This window comes from Bacillus sp. ILBB4 (assembly GCF_035064545.1).
Lineage (GTDB): Bacteria > Bacillota > Bacilli > Bacillales > Bacillaceae_H > Priestia.
On record NZ_JAIQVD010000008.1, the window covers coordinates 86,220 to 100,544 of the forward strand.

Sequence of the window (14,325 nt, forward strand, 5' to 3'; positions counted from 1 at the left end):
CCCTCCAATCACCAGCTAGAAGCAGCAACATACATGAAACCTGCGTTCACCATATCAATAAAAAAAATCCGAACAAGTTGGATTCTTTATCAAGAATCTCAATTCACCGTTCGGATTTTCCTTTAACTAAAATACTTTTGTCCTAGCCTCTTTTTTTCTATTGAATTTTAAACTGACGAATCAAGTTCGCTAATTCTTCACTAATCTCTTGCAGATGTTCAGCTGATTGAGAAACAGTAGAAATAGCTCTAATTTGTTCTTCTGTAGAAGCGGTAATTTCTTCAGTTCCCGCTGCTGATTGCTGTGCAATAGCTGCTATGCTTTGAATTGCCGCTACCACGTCTTCCTTATGCTCATCGATACTGTCCATGCTGCTTGTCACATGTTCGACAGCCGCTGCCACTTGTTCAATCGTAGTTGCAATTTCATGAAAAGCTCGTTCTGTATCTCCTACCACAAAGTCTTGAGACTTTGAAAGCTCTTCTGTACGGTTGCATTCTTCACGCGCAGCAGCGACTTCCCCTTGAATCGCTCCAATCGTATGGCGAACTTGTTCAGTGGCCTGAGAGGACTGTTCAGCAAGTTTTCGCACTTCTTCAGCTACTACCGCAAATCCTTTGCCATGTTCTCCTGCACGAGCTGCTTCAATACTAGCATTTAATGCAAGTAAATTTGTCTGATCTGAAATACTATTAATCGTGAAAATAATAGATTCAATTTTTTTCATCTTATTTGTTAATTCTTCCATTACAGCTTGAACAGCGTGAATCGTTTGAGACGATTCAGTGGTTTGGTTGCGAAGAAGCTGCATCTGTTTTAAACCTTTTTCATTGATGCTTACAGCTTCAATCGTCATTTTATTAATCTGTGCGTTTTGTTCAATGACTTCTTCAATTTGCGAAGATAAACTCATCGTTTTATGATTAGTAGAGTCAGCATCAGAAGCTTGCTGCGTGGCACCGCTCGCAATCTCATGGATAGCCCGGCCGATTTCCTCACTGGATGCAGTTGCTTCTTCAGATACGGCGCTCAAGTCTTCAACAGACGTTTTCACTGTCTCAACAGACGTCTGAACCGTGCCGATCAATGTTTTCATTTTGGCTACCATATCATTAAATAAATGAGTAAGCTCACCAATTTCATCTTTTGACTTCGTCTTCACCTGAACCGTTAAATCGCCAGCTGTTACTTTGGCTACTTCATTTTTCAAGCGGCGAATCGGATTAGTAATGATTCTTGAGAAAAAGATGGTTAACACCACTGATAATAAGATGCCAATTAACGCAATCCAGACAATAACAGTCAGTAAATGATGAGCGCTTGAGAGCATTTCATTATAAATAAAGGCATTTCCTATCTTCCAATTCGTCCCTTCGAGAGTATCATATGCCATCACTCTCTCTTCACCTTGAAAGGTATACTTCATGAAATCTCTATTCCGGTCTGCTTCGTACATTTTTTTCATAAATGGCTGATTCATTAAATTTTCCCCAGCTTCTGTTGGATGAACGAGCGCTGTGCCATTTTGATCAAATAAAAATGCATACCCACCGTGATTTACTTCTGCTTTACCTACAATGTTTTTTAATGCATCTAAGTCTAAATCAGTAGCTATAACGCCCTGCACATTTTTAGTATCTGGATCTAAAATAGCCTTTGCAATTGTCACGACCGTCTTTTTTGTTGCTGCATCTTCATATGGATCCGTATAAATAACCTCATCAGGTGACTCTACTGCTTGTTTGTACCATACCCTTGAAGTCGGATCATAGTTTGAACCAAACTCTTGTTTAGGAACAGAATACATTCCTTTATTTTTAGTGCCTATGTATTCAAGTGCTAAGTTTGGATACTTTTCTTTAAACTGTGTAAACTCTTTTTGAACTGTGTTCCATGTAAAATACGGATTTTTCTCTTGGTTTGTTTGATCTCCTTCCCGCTTAACAAAATTAACAATTACATCGTTTTCACTATACGTCAGCAAAGAACGACTATACATGTCTAAGTACGTATGAATCGTTTCTTTTAACTCTTTCACTTGACTTTGAGACTGTACTTCTACATCTTGTTCTATTTGCGTTTTGGTAAATTGATAAACAGCCCCTGAAACAACTAATAATAAAATAGCTATAAAAATACTAAAAAATACTACGAGCTTTGCACTTAACCTCTTCATTCCCTCACCCTTCTACAAAAATCTTTATATTACTAATAACGGCTTTTCATTTTCATTTTTGAAGAAGGTTTTGTGATTTATTTCAAATTCCCGCAAAATAAAACCAGCGCATCCTTTCATAACGAAAGAACGTGCTGGTCTTATTTTTGCTTTTCGTATGCATCAGGTTCAATATGAACAAGCGTATCTTTAATTTGATGCTCATCGTTCATCATATGTTCAATTTGATCAGCAATTTCATGGCTTTTGATAACATTTAAATGGGGATCTACTTTAACAGTTACATCAATCACGACTTGATTACCAAGCTTGCGCGCTTTCACATCTTCTACTTCTTTTACACCTTCTACAAGCTCGATGCTTTCTTTGTAGTGCCCTAACTTCTCTTCGTCGAATCCGTCTGTTAAGGAATGAGCCGCTTCTTTAAAAATCTCGATGGCTGTTTTACAAATAATAATTCCCACAGCAAAAGCAGCTACCACGTCCAGCCAGGGCAGGCCGAACTGTGAGCCGAAAATTCCCACAACAGCCCCTATACTCACAAGTGCATCGGACAAATTATCTTTAGCAACCGCATATAAGGACTGACTATCAAGTTTTTTAGCAAGCTTAATATTATATCGGTAGACACCACCCATAACAGCAGCCGCTCCAAGACCTACCCAAGCAGCCAGTAAATTAGGCGCTTCAGATTTGTCCATAAATAATGACTGACCCGCATCGACCAATACTTCTAGTCCGATGACCATCATGATAAAAGAAGCAATAAGTGAAGAGATATGTTCCGCTCTGGAATGTCCATAGGGATGATCATTATCACGAGGTTTTTTAGAGATTTTTAAGCCGACTAAGACGGCAATTGATGCAATAATATCTGTAACATTATTAAGACCGTCGGCTTTTAATGCAGAGGAAGCGGTGACACCCGCAATGATAAGTTTACATGCTGATAAAAAGATATATGATAAGATACTAACCCAAGCACCTTTTTGGGCTTGCTCATAGTAGTTCTCCATCCTTTCCACTCCTTTATTCAAAATAAGCAAACTTAGTGTAACAAATGGATTTCGTGTGGGTCTATAGAAACATTATTGGCTGCTAACATACAAATAGAGAATGTTAAACTCTTTAGCTTTCTGCAAAACAAGTTGCCTTTACTCAACACTTTAAACGTTTAAGATCTTTCTAAATATGGCACTTCATGTAGAAGGACATTTTTTTAAATCGCCCTGTAAAATTGTTTACTATTTTTTAAAGGGTGTGATTTTTATCACAGCTAAAGCTATTTATTCTTGTTACACTAACATTGTGAAAAACATCACAAAATAAAATTCAAAGGATGATACAAATGAAAACACAATTTACACCAAAAACACGAAAAGTTGCCGTTATCGGAACTGGTTTTGTTGGCTCAAGCTACGCTTTTTCAATGGTGAATCAAGGTATTGCCAATGAATTAGTGTTAATCGATATGAACAAAGAAAAAGCAGAAGGTGAAGCACGTGATATCAATCATGGAATGCCATTTGCCGCACCGATGAAAATCTGGGCTGGAGATTATAAAGACTGTGCTGACGCTGATTTAGCAGTTATTACAGCGGGCGCTAATCAAGCTCCAGGGGAAACACGCTTAGATCTAGTTGAAAAAAACGTTAAAATTTTCGAATGCATTGTAAAAGATATTATGAACAGCGGATTTGACGGCATCATTTTAGTGGCAACAAATCCAGTTGATATTCTCGCACACGTTACACAAAAAGTATCAGGATTACCAAACGGACGGGTAATTGGTTCAGGAACGATTCTTGACACAGCTCGCTTCCGCTACTTGTTAAGCGACTATTTCGAAGTAGATTCTCGCAACGTCCACGCTTATATTATGGGGGAACATGGAGATACAGAATTTCCTGTTTGGAGCCACGCGCAAATTGGCGGTGTGAAGCTCGAACATTTTATCAATACTGCCGCTATTGAAAAAGAACCGGATATGCAGCATCTATTCGAACAAACCCGCGATGCGGCTTACCATATTATTAATCGAAAAGGAGCGACTTATTACGGAATTGCAATGGGGCTTGTACGCATTACCAAGGCTATTTTAGATGATGAAAATTCTATTTTAACAGTATCTGCTTTATTAGAAGGACAATACGGTATTTCTGATGTGTATATCGGCGTACCAGCTATCATTAATAAAAACGGCGTGCGTCAAATTATTGAATTGAATTTAACTCCTCACGAACAGCAGCAGCTCGAGCACTCTGCTAGCATTCTTAAGCAAACTCGCGACAGAGCTTTTGTGTAACATCTAAAGATTTTTGCGGGGGACTCCCCCGCTACCTTGTTTTAAATATGTAGTAGAGGTGTATGAATATGACGTGGACTCAGGTATATAATCCTTTAGATAATATTTGGCTTTCTGCACTAATTGCACTCATTCCCATTATCTTTTTCTTTATTGCTTTAACTCTTTTGAAATTAAAAGGACACATTGCTGCCGGTATTACGGTGCTTCTTTCTATGATTATTGCTATTTATTTTTATCATATGCCTGCCTCAATGGTTTTAGGAGCCACAGGCTATGGGTTTCTGTATGCACTTTGGCCCATCAGCTATATTATTATCGGAGCGGTGTTCTTATATAAGCTAACTGTCAAAAGCGGACAGTTTACTACCATCAGACAATCTATTATTTCAATAACCGATGACCCCCGCTTGCAAATGCTGCTTGTTGCTTTTTCTTTTAATGCTTTTTTAGAAGGGGCAGCGGGATTTGGAGCTCCAATTGCCATTACAGCAGCGCTTCTAGTTGGACTTGGGTTCAAACCGTTAAAAGCAGCGGCGCTATGTTTAATTGCTAATACAGCTTCAGGAGCGTTTGGCGCCATGGGGATTCCTGTCATTGTCGCAGGACAAGTATCTGGCATAGATCCAAAAGAAATTGCTCATTTTCTTGGCACGCAGCTTCCGATTATTTCTTTTCTTATCCCTTTTTTACTTGTCTTTATTATGGATGGGATAAAAGGATTAAAAGACGTATGGAAAGCAACGAGCATCACAGCCGTTTCCTATGCACTGACACAGTATTTAACTGTTACATACATCGGCCCTGAACTTCCAAATATCACATCTTCTATTGTGAGTTTGCTTGCTCTTGCTTTTTATATTAAACGAACAAGCCCGGCAGCAGCTAAAAGCTTCAGCCTGTCACCAAAACAGATTTTAAAGGCTTGGTCTCCTTTTATTCTATTAACGATACTCGTTACGGCTTGGAGCATTTCTTTTGTCAAAACGATGCTTGAACATATGAACCTGCTTATTAACGTCCCATTTTTACACAATCACGTAATTAAAGCAGCGCCTTTAGTAAAAGATCCTACGCCTTACGCTGCTGTCTTAAAAATAGACGTATTTGCAGCAACAGGTACAGCAATTCTTATTGCTTGTATCCTTTCAGTTTTCTTGCTTAACGTATCGCCAAAAGTGGCATGGACCACTCTTTTAGAAACCGTAAAAGAATTATCAAGACCTATTATTACTATTATGATGGTCATTGCTTTTGCTTTTATTTCAAATTATTCAGGACAGTCTTCTACACTTGGATTAGCGCTCGCTACATCAGCTGCTTATTTTCCATTTTTATCTCCATTTCTTGGCTGGATCGGCGTATTTCTAACGGGGTCTGTCGTATCAAATAATGCGCTGTTCGGCAACTTGCAGCTAACTACAGCTCAGCAAATTAATGTTTTGCCAATTATTCTTGTAGCGGCCAATACTGCCGGCGGAGTGATGGCTAAAATGCTTTCTCCTCAATCAATTGCCGTCGCTGCCGGAGCAGTGGGACTGGCTGGAAAAGAAAGTGAACTGTTCAAATACACGCTCAAATACAGCATAGGATTTTTGATACTAGGGGGATTTGTTACCTTTTTGTTAGCTTGGTGGTTATGATAAAAAACTGCTAAAAATCCTGTTATTACCTTGTTTCTTTCATTTAAACAAACGTTTGATTATATAAGAAGATCCCCAGTTAGCGCTGGGGACCTTTTTATTCTGAAATAAGTAAACCTATATTGCCAAATTGTTTTCCTTTATCTAATCGTTCGCAAGCTGCAGCTGCCTCTGACAGCGGATAGAATCGATCGACGATTGGTTTAATTTGATGTTTCTCTATAAAATCCATCATGTCCACAAATTCTTCCTGACTTCCCATAGACGTGCCAAGTATATTGAATTGAGGATAAAAAATAGTTCTTAGAGGCAATTCAACTTCATTTCCAGAACTCGCCCCAAAATTAACAATTCTTCCATTTGGCTTTAATATTTCAAAATACGTCGGAAATAAAGCTGCCCCCACACTATCAAGTATGATATCTACTTTTCTATTGTTGATTTCTTCTTTTAGACTGCTTCCGCTATCTAAAGCATAATCCGCTCCATGCTTTAGAGCTTGCTTTCTTTTTTCATCACTTCTAGAAGTGACTGTTACGTTAGCTCCGATAGCTTTTGCGAATAACAATCCATAGGTCGCGACTCCGCTTCCTATACCGGGAATAAGGAGGTGCTCTCCTTTTTTTAACTGCCCTTTTGTAAATAGAGCTCTATAGGCAGTTAAAGCGGATAATGAAAGAACCCCCGCCTGTTTCCAAGATAGATAAGATGGCTTTTGCACAACATTATCCGCTTTTATGATTACATACTCTGCAAATGTTCCATTCGATGGACCACCTAAAATTTTAGGTGTAAACGGAATGTCCTCTACACGATCCCACTCCAGACTTGGATTAATGATCACTTCTATTCCAGTTTTTAAACCTTTTACGCCTTCTCCCACTTCTTCTATAATACCTGCACCGTCTGAACCGGGAATAAACGGCTTATCTCCTTTACCTCGATTTTTCATAACGAACAAGTCTCTCCGGTTTAAACCTGCTGTTTTTAACCTTATTTTTATTTCTCCTCTTTGAGGTTGCATCTCCTGAAGATCTCTGTAATTCATGCCTGCTATTCCACTTTTTTCACTATGTATAATGCCTTTCATCATTTCGCCTCCTCTTAATCTACCCTACTAAAAAGCTGAAAATGGCAAAAGAAATATGCCTAAAAAAGGAAAAAACAGTTTTCACATTCACTTTTTCACCGTTTTATCTTTATTTTTCTGTATCGTAAAGGTATTAAGCTTCTTTTATTACAGTTTTGTTACAAATAATATTTTTGTAACAAAAAGATTAAAAAGTAGAAAGAAACGCCTGAAAACGTTGATAAATCAACATTTAACTGGTAATTCCCTTACTATATCTATTTTAGAAACTAGTAAAAAACTAAAAAAATTTAAGAAAAAAAAGACAAAACACTTTCTTTTGTTACAGATTTATTGTAATATAAATGTAACAAAAGAAATATAAAACACATAATTGTTACATAAATAAGGTTAATTAATTAGGAGTGAGTTAGAAATGAAAAAAATTGGACTAGTTTTATCATCAATCGCTATTTTCTTTACACTAAGCACTGGAGTTACAGCACAAACAACATCTACAACACTAACGGATGCAAATGCTGTCAAAATTGCAGCTAGTGCCAGCAATCATTTCTGGAGTGCTCTGCACGGTTATAAAAACAAACCATGTACAGAACGTACATTTGAATATAAAGGAACTGAGTACGTGTATCTTTGCCCTGAATTTGATACAAAAGCTGAGCTATCAAGCTACTTATCTGAGACATTTACAAATAGTGCAGTAGAAAAAGGATTAACAAATTACAGCTATATCACATATAACGGCAAACTTGCACATCCAATCGGCGACGGATTCAGCATGTTAGAGTGGTCAAAAGCAAAAACAAAGCTTGTGTATCAAACAGCAACAGTTCGCTCTTATGAATTCACAGTTCCAACTGTAGATGGCGGCAGCGTAAAACGCACTGTCACATTCTATAAATCTAATTCTCAGTGGAAAGTAAATAAATTTGACGCTGTTCAATAATAAAAAAAGCAGGCCTGCTTGAGCAGACCTGCTTTTTTCTTTTTTATCGATAACATAAATAAAACTTCTACTTACAGCGCTCTAATAGCTGTAAATAGAAGTTGAGATCACAAGTTTAAGTAAATCAAATTTTGTCGAATCCTGTAGAAACAGTGATAAGTTACGTTTTATATTACAGGCTAAATTGCTTATTGTCAACATAATTCAGCAAAAAGATAGGGCAATATATTCAGAGCATAATAAAGACATTAACTTGGATTTTGTTCATGTTCCTCTGGGTTATCATGTACAGGATGCGCGCCTGGAAATAATCTTTGCGCTTTTTCATGAAGATTTTTGTTTTCATAATTAAATGCGCTATACGTTCGCTGCCCTTCTTCCCATGAAGTAGATTTCCCAAGTTTTTGATTAACAGGAGAGCCGAAAGGACCGTCTGGAAATTCTTCAGCGGTTATATACTCGTGGCTTTTTTCTACTGTAGAGAAATCATCATACGGTTTGTGTTCTTTCAATGATTTCACCCCTTCTTTCTAGAAGATTTTCTACTAGTATGCACACTTCTTTGTAAAAAACCCTCTTAAATTAGTCTAAATCAGGGTATGATAACTATACATTTATTTTTTAAAGGAGTTGAACAGCTTGGAACCTAGACCTCAGAAAGGAACTTTTTTCCGAGAAAAAATCTTAAATAATAAATTTGTTGTATATACAATTATTATTTTTATTCTCAGCATGACTATTTTTTCGTTATCAAAAATCGGATTTATTTTAATTCCTATCTCTATTTTTATTAAAACAATCGCACTGCCGATTATCTTAGCAGGAATTTGCTTTTATTTATTTAATCCGCTTGTTGACTTTTTAGAACGAAAAGGTGTAAAACGAATTATTTCCATTCTTGTTTTATACATAGTGATTATCGGCGCATTAGCCATTATTATTTCATCGGTTATTCCGCCTCTAAAAAATCAAGTTGACCGTCTTATTGATAATATCCCAGAGCTGACGCATGACGTTCAGCATGCGGTGACGAATCTTTCAAATAACCGATATGTCGAGCAGGGTCTTCAGTCGGCCAACACGGACCTAGACAAGCTTTCAAAAGATGCTTCCAAACACTTGAGTAAATATGTTTCTGGATTTTCAAGCGGTATCGTTAATTTTGTCGGAACCATCACAGAAATAATATTATCGGTTGCCGTTTTACCCTTTATTCTTTTTTACTTGTTGAAAGATGGAAAAAATCTTCCTAATTACATTGTGAAGCTGCTTCCAAATCGTTCTCGTTCTGAGGCTAAGTTTATTTTAGCCGATATGAATCATGCACTAAGCGCATATATTCGCGGGCAAATTTTCGTTGCAATTTGTATAGGTGTACTGCTTTTCATTGGCTATCTGATTATTGGATTAGACTATGCATTACTTTTAGCGATTATAGCCATGGTAACCAATGTTGTGCCTTACCTTGGTCCTATTATCGCCATCATACCAGCAATTATTATTGCGTTTATTACCTCTCCTTTCATGCTTGTAAAACTAGCCATTGTCTGGGCAGTTGTTCAATTGCTTGAAGGTAAAGTAATATCTCCGCAAATTATGGGAAGAAGCCTAGACATTCACCCGATTACAGTCATTTTTGTCATTCTAACCGCCGGAAACTTATTCGGAATCATCGGTATTATTTTAGCCGTCCCTGGATATGCCGTTTTAAAAGTTATTATTACGCATATTTATCAATTCATCCGTTTGAATTCTACTATGTATCCAGATAAAAAAGCATAATAAAAAGCCCATCGATTTTCGATGGGCTTAACTTTTTACTTTTGTTCTTCTTCATCTTCACGATCAAACCAAAGGAGCTCTTGATCATCTTCATCTCCATTATAGTTGATGAGAATTTCTTCTCCTGCTTGGATATCCGTATATGCATAAAAATCAAAGGTATGATTGTCAAAATTAATTTCATACGTAGCATTGGGTGTATACGAGTGATTAAACAGCATACCGTATCCCAAAAGAATAGCCGTATGATTCACTCCATATTCAAAAGCATAATCCGCTAGTGTTGTTTTCTCAATAAAATCATGCTCTTTATTAGGATAAGCGATAACAGGAGCTTCGTGAATAAGCGTTCCTTTTTTAATATCTTGCTTAGCAAATACACCTCTATTAAATTCTCCGTCGCTTATCGCAGACACTTTTATTTCGATCATATTCGTCACCTATATATTCTTTCCTCTAAGATTTTTTTCTTCCTTAAGCTTGACAGTTTCTAATGGGGAAATCAACTGTTTTTCATAACCACTTGAATATAAGCTGAAGGAGCGCTTATCATGCACACTTGTGTAAGCACTTACCTTGTTAGAAACATGCAATTTGATTTTATTTTAGACATGGAAAAGCAATGACCTTGCGCATAGCGCTTTTTTGAGCCATTCAACATGTGAAGAATCGTTTTTCTCTGTGATATAATCGTTTATGCTGTTTTTTTATGTTAATCTATCACTCTTACTACCAAATTTATCTCATGTTAGAAAGAAGGTTTTAAATGAACTTAAATCATGACAAAGATGGTGTAACGTATGCAGTCCTTTCTTATCTTATGTGGGGGTTTACGCCAATTTATTGGAAGCTGGTTCACCACGTAGCACCAGGGGAGCTTTTAGCTCAGCGCATTTTTTGGTCTTTTATTTTTATGCTTATTCTTTTATTGATAACAAAGAAATGGCGTACATACATTACGTTTGTAAAAGAAATAATGAAAAAACCATCCTTATTCTCGTCCCTTTTTACTGCGTCTGCACTTATTAGTGCAAATTGGGGCATTTTTATGTGGGCTGTCATTAATGGAAAAATAGTAGAAGCGAGCCTTGGACAATATATTAATCCCCTAACAAGTGTTTTATTAGGTGTTATTGTCTTAATTAAGCGGAGCTCAAATTTTTGCATTTATACTAGCAGGGATCGGCGTATTAACACTCAGTCTTCATTATGGTGTTGTTCCTTGGATTTCGCTTAGTTTGGCTCTTACTTTCGGATTATATGGTTTGGCAAAGAAAAAGATTAAAGCTGATTCGACAATCGGATTAACTCTTGAAACGATGGTCATCTCCCCTATTTCATTAGCATAGATAGGCTACCTCACGTTTCAATCACAATTGCAGTTTTTTGATTCTTTTTCAACAAGTCTTTTATTAATGGGAAGTGGAATGGTCACAGCTCTACCACTCTTATTATTCACAAAAAGTGCTAAAAAAGTATCATTATCAATGCTTGGTATTCTTCAATATATTTCACCAACCTTATCTCTGCTAGCAGGAGTAATTCTATAACATGAATCGCTAACAAAAGCTCATGTTATTGCTTTTAGTTTTATTTGGTTAGCTCTTATTGTTTATACTTTTTCATCTATTACTAAATGGGGGAATAAAAAACACATAAAAAATAAAATGGAAGCCTAACAGAACCATACATTTTCTTACGTATTATTTCTAAACAAATTGGGCTGAAAGGAGCGATACTTATGAAACAAATCATTGACGCTCATATTCACCTCGATCAATATGAACCGAAAAGCTGGAAGGACATAATAGAGAAGGATCCTTCGTTACAAGCGCTTATTTCTGTATCTTCCACATTACAGTCTTGCCAACTTAATCAAAAAATCAGCCAATTGTATTCCTGTGTGAAACCCGCCTACGGATTTCATCCTGAACAAATACTGCCTTCTTCAAATGAATTAGCGGAGCTGTTTGCCTGGATTGATCAAAACAATGAAGAAATGATAGCTGTTGGTGAGATTGGTCTACCTTATTACTTAAATCAGACCTATACTCTTTCTCTAGAGCCCTATTTGGAGCTGCTTGAAGCTTTTATTATTCATTCAAAAAAGTGGGGAAAACCGTTAATTCTTCACGCTGTATATGAAGACGCTGAAATTGTGTGTGACTTACTAGAAAAACATTCCGTGTCTAAAGCTCACTTCCACTGGTTCAAAGGAGCTAAAAAAACCGTTGAACGAATGAAAAACAACGGTTACTATATTTCAGTTACACCTGATATTGTATATAAGCCTAAAATCCAAGCGCTTGCCATGGAATACCCTCTTGACTACTTGATGGTCGAAACAGATGGTCCGTGGCCATTTGAAGGACCTTTTCAAAACCAGACAACGGTTCCATCAATGATACATCAGTCCGTTGAGGAAATAGCACGTCTCAAAGGAGTTTCTGGAACGGAAGCATATGATTTTTTATATCAAAATACGTCTTGTTTTTATAATCTCTCCACATAAAAGGCCTTTCCCTAAGGAAAGGCCTTTTATATCTAAATTCGTTTCACAAGTTTTACGATTAGCACAATCACTGCAATGACAAGAAGAATGTGAATGATGCCGCCGCCAATATGAAAAACTAATCCTAATAACCAAAAAATAAATAAAAGTCCAATAATCGTCCACAACATAATTTTTTCTCCTTTTTTATATGTAGTATTTGTTATAATTCTATATTTCCCTAAATGTGCATAAATAAACGCATTTCATATACATCTTTTCACTAAGGAAGGTTCACATAATGTACAAAAAGTACTCATGTTCTCTGTGGTAAAATAAGTATGTAATCTTATTTCATTTAAACTATAGCGGAGATGATTAACTATGACGTGGATTGTATTACTTTCCATCATTCTTGTAAGTGCACTCAAAATATTAGTAACGTGTCTTCCAACTCCAGTGGTCAAATGGCTTATGACTAAATTTCAATTACACCCAACACTTGATGATCAAAACGTTACTGTCACAGTTGATGGGAAACATTTAGAAGGCAAAGACAAAATGCAAGTGATTGATTATTTTAATAAAGCAACATTTTTAAAACAATATTATGTCCATGAAGGAAATAAGGACTATTATAAACACCTAGAAGACAGTGAAACTCCACTGGTTATCGATACGAAAAAAGGAAAAAAAGATGTTCGATTATGCGTATACAGTTATGATGATCATGTCGATGTCGTAAAACAGTATAAAAAGAAAATTATTGCTTACAGCCTGCTGTCTGATCACCTTCAAAAGCAGTCCATAACAGCTGACCTAGCTTAAACCAGTCGCCTATAAGGCGGCTTTTTTAGTTTTAGGTTGAAGCTATCTTATTTAAAAATTCCAAACTTTAACATTAATTCTAATGCTATAATATAAATTAATTGGTTGAAGTAGATTTCGGCGAGCATCAAAAGTTTCTTTTCAAGTGGGCCTTTGGGACAACTATTGTCATGACAATTACAGCATTTTAACAAATGCTATTTCCCTTTAGAGTCCTACCATAAAAAAGGAAGCCGACTACCATAAGGCAATCGGCTCACACATGTAGGATATTGATTTAACACTAACAAAGTACAACACAACACTAGTAATTATATAATATATTTCATTTTTTTGAAAGCGATTTCATATATATTTTTAAAAATATTTTGTTATTTTTTTTCATAGAAAAAACCACGTTTCAGCCAATTCGAAACGTGGTTCTTTTCTGTAAGGACTTGCCCTACAGGCTATAAATGTAAGTACGTTCATTATAGCATGAGCTCTTATCTAGATTCTATGGTAATTACTGTATAATATCGTTACATTACAACTGGTTATATTTTTCTGTCCATATGCAGCGTATTCCATGGCTCTTCCTGTTCAGCGAGCCTTTCGATAAAACCTTGTGAAGTCCAAAATGGGATAGCCCCCGGTAAAAAAGGATGAGTATGCAGATACAGCGTGTCATAAAAATGACTTTGGGCAAATTGTTCAACTGCTTTTAACAGCTGCTGTCCAATGCCTAGACGCCGGTACGCTGGATCGACATAGCATTTTACAATCTCAGCTGCAGTTTTATGTTCATATCGCTTTTTTAATGCATGAAATCTTCCATCGTAAGCGTATAAACCTATGGTTCCAATTACTTGTTGACTTTCTGTAACAGCTGCAAAAAAAGCAGCGCCTTTCGCTTGAACATAATGTTCATTAAAATGAAGCAAATCCACAGGAAGCTGATTTTTTTCCAGCATAGGAAACAGCTCATTTCGCATATTCATGACAAACTGAATCACTTCAGCATCCTTTTCTGTTACTTCTTTAATTTGATACATTTGTACTTCTTGCACGTTTATTGTCACGTC

General features: G+C 36.6%; 13 protein-coding genes and 2 pseudogenes. 7 read left to right on the forward strand and 8 right to left on the reverse strand.

Annotation, left to right across the window (positions count from 1 at the left end; all coding sequences use genetic code 11):
• Positions 1–157: 157 nt before the first annotated feature.
• From LAV82_RS25145 to LAV82_RS25155, 3 genes and pseudogenes are all read right to left on the reverse strand, one after another.
• The gene (locus LAV82_RS25145; RefSeq protein ID WP_498819771.1) at positions 158–1,108 is read right to left on the reverse strand and encodes a methyl-accepting chemotaxis protein; all 951 of its coding nucleotides are present in this window, start codon (positions 1,106–1,108) and stop codon (positions 158–160) included.
• A pseudogene (locus LAV82_RS25150) lies at positions 1,106–2,176 on the reverse strand (cache domain-containing protein); the annotation flags it as partial. The pseudogene LAV82_RS25150 and the gene LAV82_RS25145, both read right to left, overlap by 3 nt.
• A 140-nt stretch (positions 2,177–2,316) precedes the next feature.
• Positions 2,317–3,192, reverse strand: coding sequence for a cation diffusion facilitator family transporter (locus LAV82_RS25155; protein ID WP_013055254.1), 876 nt, complete (start codon positions 3,190–3,192; stop codon positions 2,317–2,319).
• Positions 3,193–3,524: 332 nt separating this feature from the next.
• On the opposite strand from LAV82_RS25155, the gene LAV82_RS25160 reads away from it, so the two are divergent.
• Together LAV82_RS25160 and LAV82_RS25165 are read left to right on the forward strand one after the other, a co-directional pair.
• A complete protein-coding gene (locus tag LAV82_RS25160) occupies positions 3,525–4,481 on the forward strand; it encodes an L-lactate dehydrogenase (protein WP_211078892.1) in 957 nt (318 codons plus the stop codon).
• 62 nt (positions 4,482–4,543) lie between these two features.
• Positions 4,544–6,124, forward strand: coding sequence for a lactate permease LctP family transporter (locus tag LAV82_RS25165; protein ID WP_499717165.1), 1,581 nt, complete (start codon positions 4,544–4,546; stop codon positions 6,122–6,124).
• 97 nt (positions 6,125–6,221) lie between these two features.
• Here LAV82_RS25165 and LAV82_RS25170 read toward each other — a convergent pair whose 3' ends face one another.
• Positions 6,222–7,214 (reverse strand): zinc-binding dehydrogenase, encoded by a 993-nt coding sequence (locus LAV82_RS25170; protein ID WP_192101056.1) that lies wholly within the window; start codon positions 7,212–7,214, stop codon positions 6,222–6,224.
• 415 nt (positions 7,215–7,629) lie between these two features.
• Between LAV82_RS25170 and LAV82_RS25175 the strand changes: the two genes are divergently transcribed.
• Positions 7,630–8,160: a DL-endopeptidase inhibitor IseA gene (locus tag LAV82_RS25175; RefSeq protein ID WP_061859882.1), complete on the forward strand. Its 531-nt coding sequence runs from the start codon at positions 7,630–7,632 to the stop codon at positions 8,158–8,160.
• 248 nt (positions 8,161–8,408) lie between these two features.
• Here the strand turns inward: LAV82_RS25175 and LAV82_RS25180 are convergent, their stop codons facing one another.
• Positions 8,409–8,672 carry a hypothetical protein gene (locus LAV82_RS25180; protein ID WP_013055249.1) on the reverse strand — a complete coding sequence of 88 codons (264 nt, stop codon included), beginning with the start codon at positions 8,670–8,672 and terminating at the stop codon, positions 8,409–8,411.
• A gap of 127 nt (positions 8,673–8,799) precedes the next feature.
• Here LAV82_RS25180 and LAV82_RS25185 point away from each other — a divergent pair, with 127 nt between their 5' ends.
• On the forward strand, positions 8,800–9,942 hold the full coding sequence (locus LAV82_RS25185) for an AI-2E family transporter (protein WP_013055248.1): 1,143 nt from the start codon (positions 8,800–8,802) through the stop codon (positions 9,940–9,942).
• Between the two features lie 35 nt (positions 9,943–9,977).
• Here LAV82_RS25185 and LAV82_RS25190 read toward each other — a convergent pair whose 3' ends face one another.
• Positions 9,978–10,373, reverse strand: a complete 396-nt coding sequence (locus tag LAV82_RS25190; RefSeq protein WP_013055247.1) for an SET domain-containing protein — start codon at positions 10,371–10,373, stop codon at positions 9,978–9,980.
• Between the two features lie 335 nt (positions 10,374–10,708).
• Between LAV82_RS25190 and rarD the strand changes: the two are divergent.
• Positions 10,709–11,621 (forward strand): annotated as a pseudogene (rarD, locus tag LAV82_RS25195) (EamA family transporter RarD).
• Between the two features lie 62 nt (positions 11,622–11,683).
• A complete protein-coding gene (locus LAV82_RS25200) occupies positions 11,684–12,454 on the forward strand; it encodes a TatD family hydrolase (RefSeq protein WP_499717166.1) in 771 nt (256 codons plus the stop codon).
• Between the two features lie 32 nt (positions 12,455–12,486).
• Here the strand turns inward: LAV82_RS25200 and LAV82_RS25205 are convergent, their stop codons facing one another.
• A complete protein-coding gene (locus tag LAV82_RS25205; protein WP_013055244.1) occupies positions 12,487–12,624 on the reverse strand; it encodes a lmo0937 family membrane protein in 138 nt (45 codons plus the stop codon).
• 193 nt (positions 12,625–12,817) lie between these two features.
• Here LAV82_RS25205 and LAV82_RS25210 point away from each other — a divergent pair, with 193 nt between their 5' ends.
• Entirely contained in the window at positions 12,818–13,261 is a 444-nt protein-coding gene (locus tag LAV82_RS25210) for a YfmQ family protein (protein ID WP_013055243.1), read from the forward strand.
• 536 nt (positions 13,262–13,797) lie between these two features.
• Here the strand turns inward: LAV82_RS25210 and LAV82_RS25215 are convergent.
• A complete protein-coding gene (locus LAV82_RS25215) occupies positions 13,798–14,310 on the reverse strand; it encodes a GNAT family N-acetyltransferase (RefSeq protein WP_499717167.1) in 513 nt (170 codons plus the stop codon).
• Positions 14,311–14,325 lie beyond the last annotated feature (15 nt).

Excerpts from the sequence above, each read along its gene's own strand:
- LAV82_RS25145 (WP_498819771.1), bottom strand. The coding sequence starts at position 1,108 with ATGGTAGCCAAAATGAAAACATTGATCGGCACGGTTCAGACGTCTGTT.
- LAV82_RS25155 (WP_013055254.1), bottom strand. The coding sequence starts at position 3,192 with ATGGAGAACTACTATGAGCAAGCCCAAAAAGGTGCTTGGGTTAGTATC.
- LAV82_RS25160 (WP_211078892.1), top strand. The coding sequence starts at position 3,525 with ATGAAAACACAATTTACACCAAAAACACGAAAAGTTGCCGTTATCGGA.
- LAV82_RS25165 (WP_499717165.1), top strand. The coding sequence starts at position 4,544 with ATGAATATGACGTGGACTCAGGTATATAATCCTTTAGATAATATTTGG.
- LAV82_RS25170 (WP_192101056.1), bottom strand. The coding sequence starts at position 7,214 with ATGAAAGGCATTATACATAGTGAAAAAAGTGGAATAGCAGGCATGAAT.
- LAV82_RS25175 (WP_061859882.1), top strand. The coding sequence starts at position 7,630 with ATGAAAAAAATTGGACTAGTTTTATCATCAATCGCTATTTTCTTTACA.
- LAV82_RS25190 (WP_013055247.1), bottom strand. The coding sequence starts at position 10,373 with ATGATCGAAATAAAAGTGTCTGCGATAAGCGACGGAGAATTTAATAGA.
- LAV82_RS25200 (WP_499717166.1), top strand. The coding sequence starts at position 11,684 with ATGAAACAAATCATTGACGCTCATATTCACCTCGATCAATATGAACCG.
- LAV82_RS25205 (WP_013055244.1), bottom strand. The coding sequence starts at position 12,624 with ATGTTGTGGACGATTATTGGACTTTTATTTATTTTTTGGTTATTAGGA.
- LAV82_RS25210 (WP_013055243.1), top strand. The coding sequence starts at position 12,818 with ATGACGTGGATTGTATTACTTTCCATCATTCTTGTAAGTGCACTCAAA.